Origin of the sequence: Paenibacillus sp. NPDC057967, from assembly GCF_042887015.1 — a bacterium.
Lineage (GTDB): Bacteria > Bacillota > Bacilli > Paenibacillales > Paenibacillaceae > Pristimantibacillus.
The window spans coordinates 299,866-323,027 of record NZ_JBHVQB010000002.1; the positions used below are offsets into that span (position 1 = coordinate 299,866).

Annotated in this window: 19 protein-coding genes; 13 read left to right on the forward strand and 6 right to left on the reverse strand. The window is 49.8% G+C overall.

What is annotated here, in order from left to right; translation table 11 throughout:
• Positions 1-4: 4 nt before the first annotated feature.
• The 9 genes from ACFVSO_RS05855 (at position 5) to ACFVSO_RS05895 (ending at position 12,018) form a co-directional block, all read left to right on the forward strand.
• Complete coding sequence (locus ACFVSO_RS05855) at positions 5-1,687, forward strand: response regulator (RefSeq protein ID WP_387471057.1); 1,683 nt, start codon at positions 5-7, stop codon at positions 1,685-1,687.
• Between the two features lie 90 nt (positions 1,688-1,777).
• Positions 1,778-3,052 carry a Gfo/Idh/MocA family protein gene (locus ACFVSO_RS05860; protein WP_387471059.1) on the forward strand — a complete coding sequence of 425 codons (1,275 nt, stop codon included), beginning with the start codon at positions 1,778-1,780 and terminating at the stop codon, positions 3,050-3,052.
• A gap of 174 nt (positions 3,053-3,226) precedes the next feature.
• Positions 3,227-4,000 (forward strand): IclR family transcriptional regulator, encoded by a 774-nt coding sequence (locus tag ACFVSO_RS05865; RefSeq protein ID WP_387471061.1) that lies wholly within the window; start codon positions 3,227-3,229, stop codon positions 3,998-4,000.
• 171 nt (positions 4,001-4,171) lie between these two features.
• Positions 4,172-5,107, forward strand: coding sequence for a nucleoside hydrolase (locus ACFVSO_RS05870; protein ID WP_387471063.1), 936 nt, complete (start codon positions 4,172-4,174; stop codon positions 5,105-5,107).
• A gap of 17 nt (positions 5,108-5,124) precedes the next feature.
• The gene (locus tag ACFVSO_RS05875; protein ID WP_387471065.1) at positions 5,125-6,051 is read left to right on the forward strand and encodes a carbohydrate ABC transporter permease; all 927 of its coding nucleotides are present in this window, start codon (positions 5,125-5,127) and stop codon (positions 6,049-6,051) included.
• A 20-nt stretch (positions 6,052-6,071) separates the two neighbouring features.
• Positions 6,072-7,352 carry an ABC transporter substrate-binding protein gene (locus tag ACFVSO_RS05880; protein ID WP_387471067.1) on the forward strand — a complete coding sequence of 427 codons (1,281 nt, stop codon included), beginning with the start codon at positions 6,072-6,074 and terminating at the stop codon, positions 7,350-7,352.
• Positions 7,353-7,388: 36 nt separating this feature from the next.
• Positions 7,389-8,207 (forward strand): carbohydrate ABC transporter permease, encoded by an 819-nt coding sequence (locus ACFVSO_RS05885; RefSeq protein ID WP_387471069.1) that lies wholly within the window; start codon positions 7,389-7,391, stop codon positions 8,205-8,207.
• A gap of 28 nt (positions 8,208-8,235) precedes the next feature.
• Positions 8,236-9,573 carry an amidohydrolase family protein gene (locus ACFVSO_RS05890; protein ID WP_387471071.1) on the forward strand — a complete coding sequence of 446 codons (1,338 nt, stop codon included), beginning with the start codon at positions 8,236-8,238 and terminating at the stop codon, positions 9,571-9,573.
• Positions 9,574-9,948: 375 nt separating this feature from the next.
• On the forward strand, positions 9,949-12,018 hold the full coding sequence (locus ACFVSO_RS05895; protein ID WP_387471073.1) for a S8 family serine peptidase: 2,070 nt from the start codon (positions 9,949-9,951) through the stop codon (positions 12,016-12,018).
• Positions 12,019-12,229: 211 nt separating this feature from the next.
• Here the strand turns inward: ACFVSO_RS05895 and ACFVSO_RS05900 are convergent, their stop codons facing one another.
• The 3 genes from ACFVSO_RS05900 to ACFVSO_RS05910 form a co-directional block, all read right to left on the reverse strand.
• Positions 12,230-13,432: an ROK family transcriptional regulator gene (locus tag ACFVSO_RS05900; protein WP_387471075.1), complete on the reverse strand. Its 1,203-nt coding sequence runs from the start codon at positions 13,430-13,432 to the stop codon at positions 12,230-12,232.
• 81 nt (positions 13,433-13,513) lie between these two features.
• Positions 13,514-14,047 carry a chromate transporter gene (locus ACFVSO_RS05905; RefSeq protein WP_387471077.1) on the reverse strand — a complete coding sequence of 178 codons (534 nt, stop codon included), beginning with the start codon at positions 14,045-14,047 and terminating at the stop codon, positions 13,514-13,516.
• Between the two features lie 53 nt (positions 14,048-14,100).
• The gene (locus ACFVSO_RS05910) at positions 14,101-14,727 is read right to left on the reverse strand and encodes a chromate transporter (protein ID WP_387471079.1); all 627 of its coding nucleotides are present in this window, start codon (positions 14,725-14,727) and stop codon (positions 14,101-14,103) included.
• A 301-nt stretch (positions 14,728-15,028) separates the two neighbouring features.
• Here ACFVSO_RS05910 and ACFVSO_RS05915 point away from each other — a divergent pair, with 301 nt between their 5' ends.
• From ACFVSO_RS05915 to ACFVSO_RS05925, 3 genes are all read left to right on the forward strand, one after another.
• A complete protein-coding gene (locus tag ACFVSO_RS05915) occupies positions 15,029-15,919 on the forward strand; it encodes a formylglycine-generating enzyme family protein (RefSeq protein ID WP_483875063.1) in 891 nt (296 codons plus the stop codon).
• Positions 15,920-16,466: 547 nt separating this feature from the next.
• Positions 16,467-16,847: a hypothetical protein gene (locus ACFVSO_RS05920; RefSeq protein ID WP_387471081.1), complete on the forward strand. Its 381-nt coding sequence runs from the start codon at positions 16,467-16,469 to the stop codon at positions 16,845-16,847.
• A gap of 182 nt (positions 16,848-17,029) precedes the next feature.
• Complete coding sequence (locus ACFVSO_RS05925) at positions 17,030-17,734, forward strand: DNA alkylation repair protein (RefSeq protein WP_387471083.1); 705 nt, start codon at positions 17,030-17,032, stop codon at positions 17,732-17,734.
• Positions 17,735-17,795: 61 nt separating this feature from the next.
• Here ACFVSO_RS05925 and ACFVSO_RS05930 read toward each other — a convergent pair whose 3' ends face one another.
• Positions 17,796-18,242 carry an OsmC family protein gene (locus ACFVSO_RS05930; RefSeq protein WP_387471085.1) on the reverse strand — a complete coding sequence of 149 codons (447 nt, stop codon included), beginning with the start codon at positions 18,240-18,242 and terminating at the stop codon, positions 17,796-17,798.
• A 246-nt stretch (positions 18,243-18,488) separates the two neighbouring features.
• Positions 18,489-19,301, reverse strand: coding sequence for a PIG-L deacetylase family protein (locus tag ACFVSO_RS05935; protein WP_387471087.1), 813 nt, complete (start codon positions 19,299-19,301; stop codon positions 18,489-18,491).
• A 307-nt stretch (positions 19,302-19,608) separates the two neighbouring features.
• Between ACFVSO_RS05935 and ACFVSO_RS05940 the strand changes: the two genes are divergently transcribed.
• The gene (locus ACFVSO_RS05940) at positions 19,609-21,057 is read left to right on the forward strand and encodes an ABC transporter substrate-binding protein (RefSeq protein WP_387471089.1); all 1,449 of its coding nucleotides are present in this window, start codon (positions 19,609-19,611) and stop codon (positions 21,055-21,057) included.
• A 72-nt stretch (positions 21,058-21,129) separates the two neighbouring features.
• Here the strand turns inward: ACFVSO_RS05940 and tkt are convergent, their stop codons facing one another.
• The gene (gene tkt, locus ACFVSO_RS05945) at positions 21,130-23,136 is read right to left on the reverse strand and encodes a transketolase (protein ID WP_387471091.1); all 2,007 of its coding nucleotides are present in this window, start codon (positions 23,134-23,136) and stop codon (positions 21,130-21,132) included.
• Positions 23,137-23,162: the final 26 nt, after the last annotated feature.

A 23,162-nucleotide genomic window follows, 5' to 3' on the forward strand; every position in this document is an offset into this window, starting at 1 on the left:
CAGCATGTATAGACTGCTAATCGTGGATGACCTGCCTATTATTGTAGACGGCTTATTGGAACTGTTTGAGCAGACGGAGCATTTGCAGCTGGAGGTGCATAAGGCTTATTCGGGCGAAGAAGCGCTTCAAATCCTGTCCCAGCAGCGCATGGATATCGTGCTGTCCGACATTAAGATGCCCGGTATCGGAGGGATTGAGCTGCTGCGGGAAGTCCTGTCGCAATGGCCGGCGTGCAAAGTGATCTTTTTAACGGGGTACAATGATTTTCAATATGCCAGAGATGCGATGACCTATGGCGGCTTTGACTACCTGTTGAAGGTGGAGAGCGACGACAAAATCATTCAAGCCATCGAACGCGCCATTGAAAAGCTGGAAGCCGAACAGGATCAGGCGCAAATGATCTCAAGGGCGGAGTCCAACATGAGAAGGGCATTGCCTTCTTTGCAAAAGGAATACATGTGGAGCCTCCTTCAAGGCAAACAAGTCACGGAGAGCCAGCTGGCGCAAATTTTCAAAGAAATTGATATTTCGCTGGATGCATCCATGTCGGTCTATATGCTTGTTGGAAGAATTGACGCCTGGAAAGAGATGTTTACAACTCCTGACAAAGCTCTGCTTGCTTACGCGCTGCAAAACGTAGGCGATGAATATTTGACTGCCCAGGTGAGGTGCTATTCGGTCGTATTCGAGCTGTCGAAGATCGTGTGGCTGTTTCAGCCGAAAGCATCGGATGGCATGGCAGCAGAGCCGGGCAGCCCGGATTGGATCAGAGCGCATCGCTACGCAAGCGGCATATTAGAGAGAATTCAAGAAACATGCAAGCAATTGCTGGGGCTGTCGGTTTCGTTCCTGCTCGGCAGTGAGCCTGCCGCTTGGAGCGATGTCTCGGACCGGTTCCATTCCATCAAATACGGCTTGGTGCAGGGACATGGTTTGTTTCATGAGGTCATTATGACCGACAAGGACATTCAAAATCGAGAATCCGACGACAAAGCGGGAAGCTATCGGGACAGCTTCTACCATACCCGCGTGCAATTGCTGATGAACTGTCTCGAAAATAACCACCGCGAGCCGTTCAACAAGCTTTATGCCGAGCTTACATCGGTTTGGACGGACTCCGGCACATCCAATGAGCGGAAGATTGAATTGTATCATTCTTTATCGGCAGTGTTCCTGTTTTATTTGCACAAAAACCGGGATATTTGCGATTACGTCAATACACAGATGGATCTCGATCCGTTATTCCGCCACGGTGATTCAACCTCATGGCCCGAGCTGACTCACTATTATAAACGGTTAGCCGATTGCTTCTTCGAGTGGAATACGCTTAGAGGCAGCCTGCTGCCCACTGAAGTCGTCAATAAAGTGCATCGCTATATCGAGGAGCATATCGCGACGGACATCTCTTTGACGGCTTTGGCCGATTTCGTAAGCTTAAATCCATCCTATTTGTCACGGCTGTATAAGCAGATGACCGGAATCGGATTGTCGAAGTACGTGAATGACTACCGGAATGTCATTGCGATTGATATGCTGCTGAACACGTCGATGAAGGTCAATGAAATATCCGCCAAGCTTGGTTATAACTCGGCGCTGGCGTTTATCCGCTTCTTCAAGAAGATGAATGACACGACGCCGCAAGATTACCGGACGGCCCGCGCCGGGGCGCAAGTGAAAGGTCAATAATTGTATATGGATGTCATGAACAGTCTCTTTCTCCTCGTCTAGCCTCCTTTTACAATGGGAAGTACAGATGGGCTAAGAGGGGGAATAGACTTGAAAACATTAACGGCTGTATTGCTTGGCGCAGGCAGCAGAGGAAGATACATTTATGGGCCTTATGCAGAGAAGTTTCCGAATGAGCTGAAGATCGTGGCGGTGGCCGAGCCGGATGAGGAGCGCAGAACCCAATTCGCGGAGATTCATGCGATTCCGCCGGAATTTGTGTATGATTCCTGGGAGAAGGCATTCGATCAAGGCCGCATGGCGGACGTCATGATTATATGCACGCTTGACCGGATGCATTATGTGCCGGCTATGAAAGCAATGGAGCTAGGCTATCATGTGATGCTGGAGAAGCCGATGTCGCCTTCCTTGGCGGAGTGCATCCGGCTTGAACAGGCATCGCTTCGTCATCAGAGGCTGTTGGTGGTGACGCATGTGCTTAGGTACTCTCCGTTTTGGTCGGGGATCAAGAAGTGCATTCAGGATGGAGAGCTTGGCACCGTCGGGACGATTCAATTAACCGAAAATGTCGGTTATCACCATATGACGCATAGCTATGTGCGAGGGAATTGGCGCAATTCGGAAGAGACCAGCCCCATGATATTGGCGAAGTCCTCCCATGACCTGGACATCATCTCCTGGCTGATGGATCAGCCCTGCACGAGTGTGAGCTCGTACGGCTCCTTGCTGCATTTCCGGGAAGAGAACGCACCGGAAGGCTCGACGCTTAGGTGCATCGATGGATGCGCAGTGGAGAGGGAATGTCCATTCTCGGCGATGAAGATGTATATTCAGCCTCCGCATCACCCATGGGCGCGTTATATGACGAGCGATCTGTCGCAAGAGGGAATTATGAAGGCGCTGAAGGAAGGTCCGTTCGGACGCTGCGTCTACCGCTGCGACAACAATGTGGTGGATCATCAGGTGGTCAATTTGGCCTTTGAGAGCGGCGCGAACGCTTCCTTCATCATGTCGGGACTGACGCAAAGCGGCACTCGCCGGGTTCAAATCATGGGAACGCATGGCGAAATTATCGGAGATATGGACAAGGGGTTCTTTACGCTGTTCCGTTATGCGACAGGCGAGCAAGTAGAGATTCGCTGCCATGTGGAAGGGGACGGCCATGGCGGCGGAGATGAGCGGATGGTGAATTCGTTCCTGCGCGACGTCCGCCAGTTCGAGCTTAACCCGTCCCACGGCTTGACGTCCGCAACTGCTTCTCTGCAAAGTCATCTGATGGCCTTTGCGGCTGAGCATTCCCGCTTGCATGAAGGATTTGCGGTGAATCTGTCAGATTTTGCGATGGAAGCGGAAGGAATCTCTTGAAGGCTTGGCCAGCTATACGACTACGGTTTCCTTTTTTTAAAAGGATAGCCGTAGTTTTTTCTTATGGAGGAATTCCATAAAAATGATTGCGTTTTACATAAACTGAGATATAATGAAATTAAGTTTTTATGATAAAAGAACGCCGTTCTTATTTGCGGAACGAAAGGTAATGTTATGATGGAGAACAAGGGGAAGAAAACCGCTATTTTAGAAACCGGGGACCGCATACTGCGCTTGCTTGAATGCTTCAATGCAGACAAGCCGGAATGGGGAGTCACCGAGCTTAGCGAGCAATTGGGCTTGTACAAAAGCGTCGTTCACCGGATGCTGGTCACTCTGGAGAATCGCGGCTTTGTCAGCAAAAGTCCGATTACACAGAAATATTCACTCGGCATCAAGCTGTTCGAGCTGGGAACGATCGTGTCTGACCGGATGAGTCTTCGTACGATCGCCAAGCCGATCATGGAGGATTTGTGTGCAAGCTCTAGCGAAACCGTTATGCTTATGATCGTCGACGGGTACGAGGGCATTTGTATTGAGAAGGTCGAGAGTCCGCAGAGCGTGCGATATACGTCGCCTCTCGGCAAAAGAGTATCCTTGCATGCGGGAGCCACTACCAAGATATTGCTGGCTAATCTTTCGCCCGACAAGATTAACAAAATTATATCAAATGGTTTGCAAAAGTACACGGATTATACGATCGTAGACCCGTCGGAGCTGCTTGATCACCTGCAGACGATTAGAGAACAGGGCTACTGTATTTCCGCAAACGACTTCTCGCTCGGCGGCATGGGAATTGCCGTTCCTATTAGAGACCATATGGGCCAAGTGATAGCGGGTTTGTCGATATCGGGACTCGAATTCCGCATGAACAAAATTACGGATCAGCTGCTGCAGCAATGCCAGAATGCGGCGGAGCTCATATCCGCTAGACTCGGAGGAGTCTAATTTTTTTAACCATTAGGAAGAACGATGTTCCGCATATCAGAACGACTAGTTTTTTTTGTCATAAACCGTGTGAATGATTTCCATTCGGATTCGAATGGAACACTATTCATACCGTACAGAAGAATGCCGGATCACCTGCGGATATCCGGCGGCAGCGAAGGAGGACATCTAGTGGGCAAAGTGATTTTGGATATGGATACGGGTATCGACGATGCGCTGGCTATCGCCTACGCCTGCGCAATGCCCGAGCTCGAGCTGCTTGGCGTCACGACGACTTACGGCATGGCTCCCGTCGATCATTCCGTGCGCAACACATTGTATGTACTCGAGCTGCTGAAGTGCGACGCGCCAGTATTCCGCGGTGCAGAGAGGCCTCTCGTCCGAAGCCGCGTCTACAGCGGCACGTTTCACGGCAATGACGGGCTTGGCGACGTTGCTCGCCGCGAACCGAAGCGGAGCGCTGAAGACATGCATGCCGTCGACTTCATTATCGAGCAAACGCGCAAGTATGGAAGCGATTTGACGCTGGTGACGACAGCGCCGCTGACGAATCTGGCGCTGGCGATCCAGAAGGCGCCCGACATTGTCGGCAAGCTCGGGCGCGTCATCACGATGGGCGGCGCGGTCGCTGCGCCCGGCAATGTAACAAAGTTCGCGGAAGCGAACATCATTATTGACCCTCATGCAGCCCGCATCGTCTTCTCCTCCGAGCTGCCCATTACACTGGTCGGGCTCGATGTGACAAGAAAGACGGTACTGCGGCAAGAAGCTGCCGAGAAGTGGCGGGAGAAGAACACGGAGAGCAGCCTATTCTTCGCGAGCTTTACAGAATATTATTTGCAGGCTTACAAGAAATATCATCCGTATTTGCAAGGCTGTGCGCTGCATGACCCGTTGGCCGTCGGTGTGGCCGCCTTCCCGGATCTGGTGCAGACAGTGCCGATGCATATTACCGTGGATCTGGATGACGATGCGCTGGGCCGCACGGTGGAGGACATTTACCGGGAGTCTCCCGCCGGTCCGAATACGCAGGTATGCATGGGAGTTGATGCGGAGCGGTTTGTCTCCGATTTTCTGGGCAGGATTGATCAAGCATTCAGCATCTAAAAGGAGGACAACCCCGCATGAGCAAGCATCGCAAGACACCCGGGCCTACGGGCTGGCTGAGCCGCTTTGACCGGATGTCGGATTCGGCCGCGGCCGGTGTCTATCTGACGCCAACGTTAATCGTGCTGGCAATGACCATCTTGTTCCCGATGGCGTACGCTTTGTTTCTTTCATTTGCGAAAATGGATTTCGCCGCAGGCCGCGCCCATTTCACCTTTATCGGCTTTGATAATTATGCAAAGCTGCTGCAGGATGTGCGCATTCCGAGTGTGCTGCTGCAAACATTTTTATTTACGGCGGCTAAAGTCATAGGCACTTTGCTCGTCGCCTTCGGCATCGCCCTTACTATTTTTCACGGCATATGGGGCGGTGAATTTTTCAAGAAAGTATTCCTTATCCCATGGGCATTGTCGAATGTTGTCAACGGCCTCATGTGGAAATGGATGTACAACGGCAGCAACGGGATCATTAACGAGCTGATGGTGAAGCTTGGTCTGATTGACGAATATAAATCGTGGCTGGCTGAAGGATCGACGGCGCTTGGTGCCGTTATTATCGCCGATATTTGGAAAAGCGTTCCTTTTGCAGCGCTCATCCTGCTTGCCGGTATGCAGACCATCTCCAAGGAGCTGTATGACGCAGGTCAAGTGGACGGCGCAGGGACGATCCAGCGGTTTTTCCACATTACGCTTCCTTCTCTGAAGCCGGTTCTGATGGTGCTGTTCGTTATGGAGACGATGTGGGCTCTGCGCGCCTTCGACCTGATATGGGTGCTGACGCAAGGCGGTCCGCTGGACAAGACCATGGTGTTGAACGTGTATGCGTATGAGCAGGCTTTCCGTAACTTCGACATGGGTTATGGCTCGGCGCTGGCGTTTTTCATAACGCTTTGTACGTTGCTTTTTACTGTTATTTATTTAAAAACGATTGGCAAAAACGATTAAACCAACAGGGGGAAAAAATCATGAAGAAAAAAAATGTGAGATGGATGAAATTAGGAATCATCTGTGTATTGCTGGCTTCTATGCTGGCGGCTTGCGGCGCACCTGCCGATAATAAGGGCGGTAAAGCGACCGAAGGAGCCGATAAAGAGGAAAACAAGGAAATTACCGTCCTGTACCTGGATGAGCCGTTCTGGAAGCAGCAAAACGAAGAGTTTACCGAAGCTACCGGCATTAAGGTCAAGTACGAAACGGTGCCTTTCATGCAACTGCACGATAAAGTATTCGTCAATTTCATGGCCAACAGCAGCGAGTACGATGTCGTACATGTCCGTGACGACTGGGCGACTGAGTTCGCTTCGAAAGGCTTCCTGGAGCCGCTGGATTCTTACATCACTGACGATATGAAAACACGGCTGAACCCGCAAACAATGGAAGCGATGACCTACCAAGGAAAACAGTATGCGGTTCCTCGTTACGTATGGCTATGGCAGTTCTACTATAACAAGACGCTGATCAAGGACCCTCCTAAAACTTGGGACGAGCTGATCACGGTCGCCAAAGAAATCAAAGACGATAAAGTGTCTCCGTATGCGGAAACTTGGGGCGGTATCGTGTCTTATTCCAGCTTTATCGTTCATTTGCGCTCGGGCGGCGGGGAATTCTGGGATTATGAGAACGACCGTCCGACCTTCAACAGTCCAGAAGGCGTAGCCGCGTTGCAGATGATGGCCGATATGAACCTGAAGCACAATATCATGAGCCCGCTATCGAAGGAATTTACGAGCTCTGGCGCGATGACAGAAGTATTGACGCAAGGCGCTATCGCCATGAACATGAACACGCCGCAAACGCTGCCGATGGCAAACGACGAGGATAAATCGAAGGTTGTCGGTCAAATGGACGTAGCGCTCATTCCGGGCGGGAAGTTGAAAACCGCTTCCTACGGCGAGACCGGGGGTCTGGCGATTCCGGCTTCCTCGAAAAATAAAGAGTGGGCTATGGAATATATCAAATTCGTAACCAATGCCGATCAGCAAAAGAAAATGTCGCTTGCTAACGGTAAAATCCCAAGTGACGTTGAAGTGGTGAAGGACGCCGAGCTGCTGGCCAAATATCCGCATTACGCCCTGCTTCCGGAGCAAATGCAGTATCCGTTCGGTTTGTTCCGTCACGAGGATGCAACGAAAATTACAGACGAGCTATCCCGCAACATCTTGGCAGCCGTACTTGGCAAAGTAACGCCTGAGCAGGCGCTCCAAGAGGGCGAGGCCAAAATATTGGCTATGATCGGCAAAAAGTAATTTGCCCATTACACAAACGAGGGGATGTTATTGAGCGTGAAGTATGCAAAGAAAACGGTTCAGATCATGATCTCGATTGCACTGATGATCTTTATCCTGTTTCCCATGCTGTGGCTGCTGCTGTCGAGCTTCAAGCTGCCGCTTGATCTGTTCAGCAATCCTCCGGAGCTATGGCCCAGCAAATGGACATTCAAATATTACATTCAGTTGCTGCAGGAAAAATCGTTTACTTCCGCTATGCTGAACAGCTTGATCGTCTCTAGCTTTACGACTGCCATTTCCTTAACCATAGGATGTCTTGGCGCATACGCGTTTGCGCGGTTTCAATTTCCGCGCAAAAACGCATTCTTTTTAACCGTGCTCGCATCGCAAATGCTTCCGCATATGGCTTTGCTTATTCCGCTGTTTATGATTATGAAGCTAACGGGATTGCTGTATACACATCAGGGCTTAATTTTGACTTATATCAGTTTTTCGTTGCCTTACGTCGTGTGGATGTTCCGTTCCTTTATCATCGCGATTCCTTATGAGATTGAAGAAGCAGCCAAGCTGGACGGCTGCTCGCGCTTGCAGGTCATTCGGAAAATCGTGCTGCCGCTTTCGATGGGAGGCCTGGTTACGACGGGTATATTCGTATTCATGGGAGCATGGAACGAATTTTTATTCGCCAGCGCGATGACGAATATGAATGTGAAGACGCTGTCCGTTCGGATGGCGGAGTTTATAGGAGAAGACAGAGTCGCTTACGAAATCATGTTCCCAGCTGGTATCGTCGGCAGCTTGCCCGTACTGCTGCTGGTGCTGTTCTTCCAGAAGTATATCGTCAGAGGCCTAACCGAAGGCGGCGTAAAATGATGCAACAAGAAGGAAATAAGGTGATAACATGAAATGTAGTTTGTTAATCAAACATTGCAGCGTTATGACGCCCGGCTTTGAAATCGTCGAGAACTGCGCCATTGCAATCGACGGAACGCATATTGTCGAAATCGGGCCGAATGATGAGCTGGCAGCCAAATATGAGCCTGCCGACACGCTGAACGGCAAAGGGAAGCTGTGCATGCCCGGACTGGTGGACGCTCATACGCATACATGCCAGCAGTTGCTTAAAGGCCAAACGATGGACGAGCTTCCGATGATCTGGTCGCGCATTCTCGTTCCGTTCGAAAGCAACCTGACCGAAGACGATGTCCGCGTCAGTGCGGAGATGAGCTGTCTGGAGATGATCAAATCCGGTACGACCTCTTTTGCCGACGCCGGCGGCGTGCATATGCACAAGGTCGCCGAAGCGGCTGTTCAGTCCGGGATGAGAGCGGCTATTACGCGGTCTAGTATCGATATTGGCGATTTTTTGCCGGATACGATGAAGCAGCCGCTGGAGACAATCATCGATAATAATGAGTGGCTGCACCGCGAATATCATGGAGCAGGAGATGGCCGAATCCAGATCTGGTTCGGCATCCGCCAGGTCATGTCGTGTTCGCCCGAATTGATTCAAGCTGCGGCGGAGAAAGCCCGTGAATACGGCACGGGGCTGCATATGCATTTGGCCGAGCACCGCGACGAGGTGCGGTACTGCCTGGAGCGGTACAAGAAGCGCCCGGTCGAGTACCTGGAGTCGCTCGGCGCACTCGGACCGAATTTGCTGACCGCGCATAACGTTGTTTACTCTGAACGGGAGCTGACGCTGCTGCAGCAGTATGGCGTGAACATTGTCCACTGCCCGCGCGCCAACTTCAATTCGCATGGTTTTCCGAAAACGCCGCGCATGATCGAGATGGGGATGCCGATCGGCATGGGCAGTGATGGCGCGTCCGGCTCGAACCTCAGCATGTTCGACGAGATGCGGGTTTTCCGCTCCGGCATGCATGCCTACTGGGGGCTCCCTGTATTCGATCCTAGGGTCGTTCCCGTGCAGGAGCTGCTTAAGATGATTACGACCGGCGGAGCCGCCGCGCTTCAGCTTGCGGATGAGATCGGTACCGTCGAAGCCGGCAAGAAAGCCGACTTGATTCTGATCGATATCGATCAGCCTCACATTACCCCGTCGCGCATCCTGATCAACACGATTGTGGAGTCGGTAACGCCGCGAGATGTGGAGGATGCCATTATTGACGGGAAAATCGTCATGAAAAACCGCGAGGTGCTGACGCTCGACGAAGAGCGCATCATGCATGAGAGCAAGAATCGAATGGGCGAGATCGCCCGCAGAGCGGGTATATGATCCAGGGCTAGTCTATTAAGAACGGAATAGAATGTATGGAATAATGGCGGCACAGGGGCAATCCCTGTACCGTCATTTTTCATAGATTTAAAGATAAGTAAATCATCCCAATAAATAGCAATTTACATTTTCGAAGGAGTGATGATAGAATAGACTTGTTTGGGAATATTTAGACTAAATCCCAAATAATTTAATGCTATTAAGAAGGGAAGGAGGCTGTTAAAGCAGGGAAATAGAGAGGAAAGAAGGTGGTTGGGCAATTCGCATCCTGTTTTGAATACGCTTTCATATTATGATTACGAACTCTATTCATCATGTTGTAAACGAGAAACCAGCACAACTGGATCGTATTTATTCCATGAGGAGGGTTTAAAGATGAAGAAGTTTATAAGCTCCATGTTAGTCTCTATGATGTTAGTAGCCACTCTATTTACAGGGGTATCGTTTGGCAGCTCTGCACAAGGGGACACGACTGATTATATTGAAGGCCAGCTCGTGGTGTCGATTGCGGAGCAGTCCGATGCCTATTCGATTCAAAGCACGGATGATACCTTAATGCATGCGTCTTCGCTTGCGCAGGACGGCTTTGCCATTAAGGATTCACTGTTCGGCCAGGAAGCCGGGACCTTCTCGGTACAGTCGCTCGATAGCGATGTCAAGGCTACAGCAATAGAAAAGATGGGCTTGGTCTATCTGGTCGAGTATTCCGTCAACGATTACGCTACTATTGACTCTGCAAAACATGCATTAAAAGCCACATTAGAGAACCTCGGTTTACATGTCCGGTATATCTCGGAAAATCGCAAAATGTACGCGCTTGAAACGGCAGCCGTGCAAGATGTTACCGTTCAAGCGATTCACAACAACCAACGCTGGCATTATGACATGATCAAGGTATCGCAAGCTTGGGGAATTACGACGGGATCAAGCTCGGTGCGGATGGCTGTGCTTGACACAGGCATTGACAGCAACCATCCGAGCTTGAGTAATCTGGTGAACACTAGCCTCGGCCGCAGCTTTGTGGACAACACCACACTCGACCGTCATGGACACGGCACTCATGTGGCGGGAACAATCGCCAGTTATGGACCGGTATCAGGCGTCATGCAGAACGCAACCCTGATTCCAGTCAAAGTGCTTAACGACAGCGGCAATGGTTCGATGTATGGCATCCAACAAGGCATTCTTCACGCCGCTAATAATAGAGCAGATGTGATCAACATGTCGCTGGGCGGCGGCGGTTATGAACGCGGGATGGATGAGGCGATTCAAACGGCAGTCAGTCTGGGCTCAATCGTTGTAGCGGCTACTGGCAATGATGGGGTTTCCAGCATCTCTTATCCGGCGGCTTACAGCGGCTCGATCGCAGTTGGCTCCGTTACTTCGAGCAGGGCTCGATCAAGCTTCTCCAATTATGGAGCGGGTATTGATGTGATGGCTCCCGGGTCGAACATCTATAGCACCTCTCCGAACGGCCAATATAGAAGCATGTCCGGCACCTCGATGGCAACTCCTCATGTGGCCGGCGTATTAGGACTAATGAAATCGGTCAATCCGAATCTTACTCCTGCTGCTGCCAGAACGATTCTCAGGAATACAGCACAGCCTGCCGGAAGCGCCAATCAGTATGGGTATGGCATTGTTGATGCGCATGCTGCCGTATTGGCGGCAGGCGGTACGCCACAGCCTGGCCAGGTAACCGCTACAACAGTCCAGACGGACAAAGCCGTATACCAACGCGGGGACAATATCAATATCACAGCAAGAGTGACGAACCAGCAAGGCAATGTGCTGCAAGGCGCTTCGGTCAACTTTACGTTGACCCGTCCCAACGGTACAACCGTAACCAGCTCGGCTACAACGAACAGCTCGGGTGTAGCAGCCTGGACGGTAGCCTCCAACGCGCAGACAGCGCTGGGCACTTATCAACTTTCGGCCGATACTACCCTTTCAGGCTATCAGCCTAGTACAGCCAGTACAACGATTCAATTCAGCACCGGCAGCGGCGGCGGTGATACGCAAGCCCCGACCGTGCCTGGCAATCTAATATCCACGGGCAAGACCAGCACAAGCGTATCGCTTAGCTGGAATGCATCAACCGACAACGTGGGCGTCACAGCTTATGAAGTATACAGAGGAAGCTCGTTAGCGGCCACAGTCACGAGTACTTCAGCTACGATCACCGGCTTAACAGCTAGTACAGCCTATACGTTCACCGTTAGAGCGGTAGACGCCGCAGGCAATCGGTCCGCAGCAAGCAATGCGGTAACCGTAACGACGGATTCCGGTTCGTCGCAGCCGACTACCCCTTGGGCTCCGGGTGTATCGTATAGGATCGGGGACGAAGTGACTTATGGAGGCGTAACGTACGTGTGCCGTCAAGCACATACTTCCATGACGGGCTGGGAACCTTCTATCGTACCGGCATTATGGTTGATTAAGTAGTGTTGTTCGATTGATCCGGGACATGCTCCCGGATCAGAGCGCCTTGCAGATCCGTCTGCAAGGCGCTTTTTGATGCTGAGAAATAGCGGGAGAGACAGGACTTGTGACGCGAATGTCCAATCTATTATAGGACAAGCCTGGAATGGGGTGCTGATGCCAGATGAGACGTTCGTCCCGGTTTGCGTTTAACCAGACGTTCCTCTTTCATGTTTTACAGCTCCATGCTTTTTCTTACGACAAGCGCGGCTCCTGTGGCAACGGTATCTTCCTTCAGTACCCCTTTGGAGAATGAAGGAAGATACTCGGGGTAGTAATAGCTGTGTTTCAGCGCGACTTGAATAGCTGATTGATAGAATGGCTCGTAAGCATTGACAAGAGCGCCGCCAAGAATGATTTTTTCGGGATGAAAGACGTTGATCAAATTAGCTAGTCCAATCCCAAAGTAGGTGGCGGACTTCATGAAGAGCTGAGTGACGTAGGCGTCATTTTGCGCTAAGGCCTGCAATAGCGTATCGAAACTGATTCGTCCGGGATCCATTTTATAGCGTTGGGGCAAGTTATTGAGACCAAGCTTAGCATCGCCTCGTGCCTGCTTCTCCAAAGCTTGCACAGACACATATGCTTCAAGCGCTCCGTAATTGCCGTAATCCTGCAGACGCGGCCCGTCTGTCTGAATGATCATTTGGCCGATCGTGCCTTCCATATCGATGGAGCCGTGCACGATTTGTCCGTTCGACATCATGGCCGACCGGAGCCCGACACCGGCATGGACATAGAGCATATGCTGCAGGTTGTTCTCGCGCATTGCCCATTGCTCTCCGATCAGCGCTGCATTTGCGCCGTTCTCAAGCGCCGCGGGAATGCCAGTTGCCTCGGCAATCATCTCGCAGATAGGCACATTCGTCCAGCCGCTTGCCGGGAAATTCAGTGGGCGAAGAATCGTTCCTGCTGAGCGCTCCAACGGACCAACGGCTCCAATTCCGATTCCGACTACTTGCCGCCGTTCGAGCTGATGGTCATTCAAGATGGAGCGAATATTCTGAGCGACATGCTTGGTAAGCTGTTCAGGCGTCATCGCTTCGTCCATGCGCCAGCGCGTGAACGATTTCGGATTCATCTTCATATCGAAGAAGCCGAGAGAAGAGGTTCGCCTCGACAATTCCAGGCCGAAGAAGTAGCCGTAATTACTATTTATTTCATAGAGAATAGGCCGGCGTCCTCCGCTTGATGGGCCAAGTCCGGATGTGACGAGCAATCCTTCTTGCACCATTTCGTCGAGTAAGCGCGTCAGTGTGCTGTTCGTAAGCTTAAAAGCCGAAAGCAATTCCGCCTTCGACAAAATTCCCTGCTCCGCTATTTCATTATAAATAGCACTCTTAGGTGAAACGAATGCGTTCTTCCGTTGTTTTTCCACGTTCGATCCCCATTTTCCGTATCAACGTACTTATAATTGAGATCATTATAACGTATATCCAATTTGATTAAAATATAGCCATCAGAATAATAGGATACCGGCAATTCCCGCGGCAACAATAACGGTGAAAGGATGTACTTTGTATTTGATCAAGGCGAAGACGGAGGCGCCGCAAATGACGAAAGTCATCATTGTCACCCAGCTTGGAGCGGGGGCTTTCCCTGTCTGGAGACCCAAATGGATGGCCGCATATGCGATTAGTGCGACAATGATCGGCCGTAGTCCATAGAATGCGGCCTTCACCCATTGATTGTTATGAAACTTATAGAAAAATGCCGCAATGAGGACCATGATGATTAAAGACGGCATAATGATTCCTGTTGTGGAAGCAATTGCTCCTGCGGTTCCCGCAATTTGAAATCCGATCAACGTAGCGCTGTTCGTGGCGATAGAGCCTGGGGCCATACTGGCAAGAGTGACGATTTCCTGGAATTCACTGTCCGTTAGCCAGGCTTGCGAGCTCATTTGATGTTGAATCATAGGAATAACCGCATAACCGCCGCCGAATGAGATGAAGCCAATTTTGAGGAAAAACAGAAATAATTTCAGCAGCATAGTATCTCCTCTAATCTAAATGTAATGTACAAGGCAATTGGATTGCGTCATCTCTATATATAATATTCGAGATAATCTCTGTCCTCTTGTTTTTGTGGTGTTGCTTTCTCGGTGGTAACCTTTAATCCCAAGTACATCTTGGCTGTAATGTTAATTATTCCGATAAGCAGTCCTGCCAGAATGGCATAGATAGGATTGATTTCTGTAAAGATCAGCACAAGCAAGGTCGCAATGGCAATCATAATGGTGGAGAGGTCGAACAGGGAAGTCTTCGCCATTCGATATGCGGCGCTGGCAATCAAGGCGATAACAGCCGCTTGAATCCCCTGCATTGCTGCGACGACTTTTGGATTGCCGTCCATATGGACATACAGATAGCTCAGCCCCAATACGATGAGGAAAGTAGGCAATGTAATTCCAATAATGGAGATGACCGCCCCTGCGATACCGGCCAGCCGATAACCGATAAAAGCGGCGGCGTTAACACCGACACCGCCTGGAGCCGATCCTGCTATCGACACCAGATCGCTAAGCTCTTGCTCGTCAAGCCATCCGCGCTTCGTGACGGTTTCGTGCTCGATCAAGGAAATCATGGCATATCCGCCTCCGAATGTGGCTGGACCGATTCGGAAAAAAGTCCAGAATAATGGGAAGAGCATTCTAAGTTGTTGTAATGTCATTCCGTTCTACCTCCATGTCTCTCTACCCTCTATTATAACAACTAAATTCCAAAATGGAATAAAGTTTTGTTTTTTGGGTGGATGATAAGGTTGGGTTTTGAAATTTAGTCGTTATCGGGGAAGCTTGTTCGCTGGGAATACACGAAAATAAAAAAGTTAATACCAAAAAGAAAATAAGATGATATAATCTAACTATCTAAAAGAATAATCGAAAGGGGAAAGCATTGTGGAGCATATGAAGTCTTGCTGCGCGGCATCAAGAGGTTCAGAGGACTTGCATCAAGCGGGACGAGCAGCGCCGATTTCAGAGCTGTCGGCTTCCGATAAGTTGAAAGCGGCAGATAGATTAGTACGTATCGAAGGCGGCGCCTTCGACATGGGGACGGATTCAGCCGAGGGTTTCCGGTCAGACGGAGAGGGGCCGGTGCGTAAAGTAACCGTTCATTCATTCCGCATCTCGCCTTACGCCGTAACGAATGCCGAGTTTCAAGCATTCGTTGCAGCTACGGGTTATGTTACGGAAGCAGAGAGCTTCGGCTGGTCCTATGTTTTCCATTTGCTTGCGTCCGAAAAAATTCGCGAGCAAGTGAAGGGTGTCCCGCAAGAGGTTCCATGGTGGCTGGTTGTTGAAGGCGCGTACTGGGCAAAGCCTGAAGGCAAGGACTCTTCGATCGAGGATCGGATGGCCCACCCTGTTGTCCATATTTCCTGGAATGATGCGAATGCGTATTGCAAGTGGTCGGGAACAAGGTTGCCTACCGAGGCGGAGTGGGAATATGCGGCCAGGGGCGGTCTGGCACGCAAAACCTATCCATGGGGCGACCTGCTTAAGCCGGACGGGAGCCATATGTGCAATATATGGCAGGGCAAGTTTCCGGTCAAAAATAACGCCTCCGACGGTTATATCGGCACAGCGCCGGTGCATGCCTATGAGCCTAACGGATACGGTCTGTACAATCTTTCCGGGAATGTGTGGGAATGGTGTGCGGATTGGTTCAGTCCCGGCTATCACAGGCAGACGACGAATCTGAATCCGTTATATTCGCAAGAGACCGGCAGGAAATCAATGCGCGGCGGCTCCTACCTCTGCCACCGGTCATATTGCAATCGTTACCGGCTTGCGGCCAGAAGCTCCAATACGCCGGACAGCTCTACGGGAAATTGCGGTTTTCGCGTTGCTGCCGACGTGTAAGATGCCGTTGAAGCCGAAATATATAACAAGCCCAAGTTAGCGGCTGTAATTGAATGGACAAAGAAACTGTTCTTTTCGTAAATGGAAGGGGGTACCTCCATATTTACTCAAGAACGGTTTCTTTTTTGCGTTAAGGCGTCTTTAACGAATTTTTTATCTCTTCTTACGATTATTTGTTCATGACAAACGACGCCGAGCTTAAGCATCTCGAATATGACTTGCTAAGACAAAAAAATGGTATATAATTTTCTCGAAATCAAAATAGGTGTGATTTTTCATATACATCCGCGTCAGTTCAAGCATAAACGGTCCATTGGATGTGAAAAATCGCATTGGATGGTTTTCATTTGGCTCATTGTAACCATGTTCAAACGAAATCAGCAGATTCAATACTTGTTCGGAGGGGATTTCCATCAGCAGAACCTTTCATCTGGAGCACGTTGGAATAGAGGAAGATGTTTACGCCTCACACGGAGAGGCAACCTCGGGATTTGGAGCGTTTGTTCTAACCCGTGAACGGGCGGAGTACCATTTTCGCAATGAAGATATGAGCTTAGAGGAAGCGGAGTCGTATATTGAACATGACTTGAACGGCCTCCCGGATGATACGATTCACGAATTATGCCAAAAATTATGCGCATGGAAAGACGGCATATTGGCCGATTATCCGGATATGGGGTGCGCGGACGGGCTGCCGGATGCCCGAGGCCAGGATATTTTGCGTTTTCTTTCCGTTAGCGACGTTTATTTGTACAGAAATCCTTATGATCGGAACGATACCGTATTCGGAGCGAGTATTTTGGCCGGGATGGAGTGGGCGTTCGAAGACGGCATTGAAATCATCATCCGAGGACGGGAAGTTCTGGAAGCGCGCGAGTTTCTGGGCTATGGGGAATATGCCATTTGGGATGAGCTTGATTGCAGCTAATGTTTTTCACCTTCATCGTGTAATCGCATCTTTTATTCCGTAATACTTGTGTATGGAATATGAAAAGTCGCAGTAGGTATTTTCGCCGTTTTGATTTTACGTTGGCGGTAATATAGGATTATGAGTAAAGGTGTCGGCGCATGAGCTGCGGTTTCCGCCTGAAGGAAAGGGAGTGCTCATCTATGAATCGGGATATGGTTATGCAGGAGCTGGAGGTTTTGGGCAAAGAACGGCTCAAAAAAATGTATATGTCCAATGGCGCGCATGAGCCGTTATTTGGCGTAGCAACCGGTCAAATGAAGCCGATCAAGAAAAAAACGGGATTAAACCAGCCTTTGGCCGAGCAGCTTTACGCTACCGGCAACTATGACGCGATGTATTTCGCAGGGGTTATTGCAGAACCGAAAGTGATGACGGAAGCGGATTTTGACCGTTGGATCGAGGGTGCTTACTTTTATATGATCTCCGACTATATCGTTTCGGTCACCCTCGCTGAAGCGGATATCGCGCAGCAAGTGGCGGATAAGTGGATAGCGAGCGATAATGAATTGAAGAGGTCTGCAGGCTGGAGCTGCTATTGTTGGCTGCTAGGGAACCGCAAGGATCATGAGTTTTCCGCTGAGAAGCTGGCCGGTATGCTGGAGCTCGCCAAAGATACGATCCACGATGCTCCTGAGCGTGCGAAATACTCGATGAATAATTTCATCTACACCGTAGGGGTATCCTTTGTGCCGCTCCATGAGAAAGCGGTCGAGATTGCGAGCGAGGTTGGACCGGTAGAGGTTCAAAAGGGCAAGAAAAAAGACTTCCTGAACGCTTCCGACCGTATTCAGAAGGCCATCGACAAAGAAGAAATCGGCTTCAAGCGCAAACATGTGAGATGCTAAAGAGGTACGATAAAAGACAAAAGCCATTCCCGGTTAGCGGGTATGGCTTTTATAGTAAGTCTTAATTTTCAATAACGATACGATTCAGCTTAAGATTGACCGGGTGCGCGATGGTATCGCCTACCGGGCATTTGCTCTCCAGAAATTGTACGAATGCTTCGACCTTCTCTTGAGGAGAATTTGTCTTGATGTAGAAGGTGTATCGGATGTCGGAGTAGCCGGGACGGACTTCAGAACGGTTAAAGAAACCATCAAGATCGAGTTCGCCTTCCACATCTACACGGAAATCCTCAAGCTGCACCTCGAATTTGGGAGCATAGACACGTGCCACGATGGATTGGCATGCGCCCAAGGAGGCAAGCAAAGCTTCAACGGGATTCATGCCAGTATCAGTCCCGCCAAGGCTTTGTGGTTCGTCAATGAGCAATTCGAATTGTCTTGCTTTGGTGAGGACTTTGACGCCGTCTTGCAGTTGCGCAGTTGCTTTGAATGTTTTAACATTTGCCATGATGGATGAGTTCTCCTTTTTCTGGATAATTAAAAGGTATGGAGTTAATTGTTGATATATTTCCTACTATTGTAATATGTTTAGTGTATTATAGAATTAAGGGAACATTCTGTCAACAATGAGTATAGCAGATATCCATATAGAATATATGTGTCGAAATAAGCACACTAAAACGGCAAACCAGATTTCAAGCGATGACTTGAAATCATGATTTGCCGTTTTTTCAAGGTAAGAGGATCTATTGCTCTAAGCTTGCAGCATCGGAACCAAAGCTCTAATGTCCTCGTCGCTCCACTCGCGCAAGTTGTAGTCGGCAATCTCGTAAGGCTCGGCATATTGAATCGCAGCAGCCTTGTCTTTCCCGTACCAGCGTTCAAGCGCAGGAAGCATCTCCTCCGACACATGGAAGAAATCAGCCCAATACTTCAGAATAAAGGCTTTTTTGTCCTCCAGGCTCTCTGGCACGAGATGATCGATTCGTTTTTGCCAGGGCGCCAGCTCATAGAACTGGGAGGCGTGAGCATCGCAGCCAAGCAGCTTTTTCTCCAGAACGGAGGAAATATCAATGGCAAGATCAGCTTTATAAATAGATCGCGCGGAGAAGTCTGGCATCAGCAGGAATAGCGGTTGTTTGTTGAACGCAGCAGCGCCGCTCGCTACATACTCGGCAGCTTGACGGACGATTCGGCCTGCGTTGCGATTATCGAAATGTCCGCCGCCATGGCCGTGGAACGTAATAACGACATCTGCGTCCCATTCGCGAATCTGTTCAATCACTTTATCGCGGTTTTCGGGACTCGGCACTAACCAGCCATCGGATATATTCCAGATGGTATATTCTTGAACGCCCAGACGTTCAGCAGCTACTAGCGCTTCCTCGCCTCTGCGTTTGACAAGCTCAGGGCCTTTGTAGTCGTAATGCCCAATATCTCCGTTAGTTAGAGTAAGGAACTTTACGCGATGACCAAGCTCGGCATAAAGGGCAGCAGTGCCGCCTGCATATTCCTCCGGCTCGTCGGGATGCGCTGCAATGACGATCACATTAAGAATCTTTGACATACGTAATCTCCTCCAGAAAAAAGAATGGTTGGGTGATATAGAGCATCAAGTCTTCGTAAATGTTATTGCCAAATCATTTGGAACCGCTTTCTTTTTTGGTGTGTGTAAGCACATTCCTGTAATCCATCTTAACATGCCGCTATATAGCAGACAATGAATTCATGTTTTTAAATTTCAAATATATTTTTCACTAAGTAATAATATTTCAAAAACTATTGACTAACTTTTGCCAATCGGTTTAAGATGATGTTGATTGAAAGCGCTTTATTTGTACGATGAGGAACATATCACAGGGAGGAACTTGAACATGAAGAGAAAAGTTGCTTCAACCGTGTTGGCAGTAACGCTATCTATGGGAATGATATTAGCTGCTTGTGGAACGAAGGCTCCCGTAGATACACCAAGCGCAACTAAGCCTGCCGTCACCAGCAACACGGGAACGGATGCACCTGCTAAAGACACCATCACGGCTTTGCTTCCGCCTGTCTCTGCCAACTTTCAAAGTAATTTCGACGCCATGGAAAAAAAGTTCAATGAATTGTATCCTCATTTGACCTTGAAAATCGAACCGGCAAGCTGGGAAGATATGGCCCAGAAGCTCGATACGCAAGTTAATGCGGGAAGCCCTCCCGATCTTGCCTTCATCGGAGCGGATGTTGTCGCCAAATATGCGCAACTGGGCATGCTCATGGACATTAAGGATATTGTAACTCTAGAGATGGTGGAGGACTTCGACGAGGTGCCTTTGGAATATATGAAAAATGGGGATGGCTTATATGGTTTTCCGGCGTATATGTCCGTTCAATCCATCGGCGGAAACAAACAGGTTATGGAGGCTGCCGGGATCGATTGGAAGAAGGTGCAGCAAGAAGGCTGGACTTATGAACAATTCCGAGAGGCAATCAAAAAAGGCGTGGTTCAAGAGAATGGAAAAACAACCCGTTACGGCTTTGTTTTTGCCACTGCTGGCGTCACATCGAAAGACTATTTAACCATACTGGTCAAAAACGCGGGCTTGCCTTCACCGTTTACGGAGGATCACAAGTACGCTTATACAAGCTCGAATTTCCTTGACGTATTGAAAGCGATTCGTGAAATGATTGACGATGGTTCCATGCCGAGGGAGCTAAGCTCGATTGATGCCGGGAAGCGCTGGAATATGTTCCTCACAGGACAAACGATGATTACAGGCAAAGGCATGACTACATTCGAGAATTCAGCGAATATCAATAACAAAAAAATCGATGCGAATGACGGCAGCGCGGTACAGGATAGCATTAAGGTAGATTATGTCGTTCTGCCGTTGCCCTCCTTCGGAGGCCATAAAGCGGTATCTCATACCGCTGTTGACGGCTACGTAACGTTCCGCGGCAAAAAAGAACCAACGGATGAGCATAAAGCAAATGTGGTGAAAGCAGCTTATTTCTTGGCAAGCGGGGAAATTGCAGCCACTGTGAATCATGAGTCGTTCCTGGCTGATATTACAGACAGCGGCCGTAAAGCGGCGGAAAGCATGGAGTCTATCCAAAATGCGGATAACTTTGCCGCACTTGAGCATTTGCTTAAGCAGGCTGCGCCAGCCCGCCCGGATACTCCAATTGAGCTGGGAGCAAAAGCAATCAAAGTAGAGACGGAGGTCATTATCCCTAAATTGCAAGCTTTGCTTGCCAATGAAATCACTCCGGAGGACATGTTTGAATCGGTTAAAAAGGCTGCGGCGGAGACGTTTGGAGCGGATGGTATTGTGCAAGAGTAATGATACACATAAAAAAGTTGCAGACATCATGTCTGCAACTTTTTTTGCTGCGTTCTATAACGATTGCCCGGTTTATTGGACATCGAGCAGCTTCTTCACACGCCCTGCAATCTGGCTAACGCTAAAGCCATACTGTTCGATGATTGTATCTCCCGGCGCAGAAGCGCCGAATTTGTCAATTGCAATAATCTCGCCTTCATCGCCGACATAGCGTTCCCAGCCCAGAGAGGAAGCCATTTCGATAGCAATCCGTTTTTTAATGGAAGGGGCCAATACAGATTGTTTATATTCAGCGCTCTGTTTTTCGAAGCGGTCCCATGATGGCATGCTGACAACGGCTGTATCGATTTGTTCCTCGGCCAGCGCTTGTTGGACTTGTACCGCCAGGTGAACCTCAGAGCCGGTTGCGAGCAATAGCGCTTGCGGCTTGTCCGTATTGGCCCTGGAGATGATGTAAGCCCCTTTGGAGACTCCCTCAAAAGCGATCTGCTGGGTATCTTTCATAGTAGGCAGATTTTGCCGGCTAAGCACGAGTGCGGTAGGGACGTCTTGCGATTCTACGGCTAATCTCCATGCCGCTATCGTTTCATTGGCATCGGCCGGGCGGATGATGGACAGATTAGGCATGGCTCTCAAGGAGGCCAGCTGTTCGATAGGCTCATGCGTTGGCCCGTCCTCGCCTACTGCAATACTATCGTGAGTAAAGACGTAAGTAACAGGCAACCCCATGAGAGCTGCTAAGCGAATGGCCGGGCGCAAGTAGTCGGAGAATACGAAGAATGTACCGGCATAAGGCTTTAATCCGCCATGCAAGGCGAGGCCGTTGAGTATCGCGCCCATAGCAAACTCTCGAACGCCGAACCAAATATTTTGCCCGTTGTAGGACCCAGGCAAAAATGGCTCCGCTCTCTTAATCATCGTTTTATTGGAGCTCGCAAGGTCAGCCGATCCGCCTATTATGCCCGGAACTTCCTTCGCCAGCACGTTGATGATTTCTTCCGACACAGCGCGGCTTGCAGCAGAGCTTCCTGCTGTATATTCCGGAAGGACTTTATCCCAGTCCAGTGTGAAATGATTCTCTATGGCCGCCAGAAGTTGTTTGGCCAGATCCGGATAAGCTAGAGCGTATTTTCCCCACAGCTCCTGCCAGGCTTCCTCTTGCTGGATGCCTTTTTGAGCAACCTCTGCATGGAAATGCGCGTAGACTTCCTCTGGTACATAAAAAGGAGTCTCATGCGTCCACTGCAACGCCTGTTTCGTCAATTTGGCTTCATCGGACCCCAGAGGCGAGCCGTGGGAAGCGGATTTGCCGGCTTTATTCGGCGAGCCGAAGCCGATTGTCGTTTTGATTTCTATGAGAGACGGTTTTGTGAGATCGGCTTTCGCAAGCTTCAGTGCTTCAGAGATCTGTTCCCCGTCATTTCCATCCTCTACCCGGATATATTGCCAGCCTTGGGCATTGAAGCGTTGCTCCACATTTTCGGAGAACGACATATGCAGCTCGCCATCGAGTGAAATGTCATTCGAATCGTACAACACAATTAACTTGCCCAGCTTCAAATGTCCTGCGAGCGATGCGGCTTCATAAGAAATACCCTCCATTAAATCCCCATCACCACAAATCGCATACGTAAAGTGGTCAATAACAGGCATTTCGGGCTGATTGTATACAGCGGCCAGATGCTGCTCCGCAATAGCAAGGCCTACCGCGGAAGCTATCCCTTGGCCAAGCGGACCAGTAGTCGCATCGACTCCCGGTGTATGCTTGTATTCCGGATGCCCCGGCGTCTTGCTTTGCCACTGGCGGAATTGCTTCAAATCTTCAATCGATAGTGCATAACCAGATAGATGGAGCAAGCTGTACAGCAGGCTCGAGCCGTGACCGGCCGACAGGACAAAGCGGTCTCTATTGAACCAGTCCGGATTTTTGGGATTATGGTTCATATATTGGGTCCACAGCGTATAAGCCATCGGGGCGCAGCCGAGCGGCATGCCAGGATGCCCAGAATTCGCTTGTTCGATCATATCAATAGATAAGCTGCGCAGCGATTGAATAGACAGCTGTTCGATAGTAGTCATCAGATAGGCACGTCCTTTAATGAATG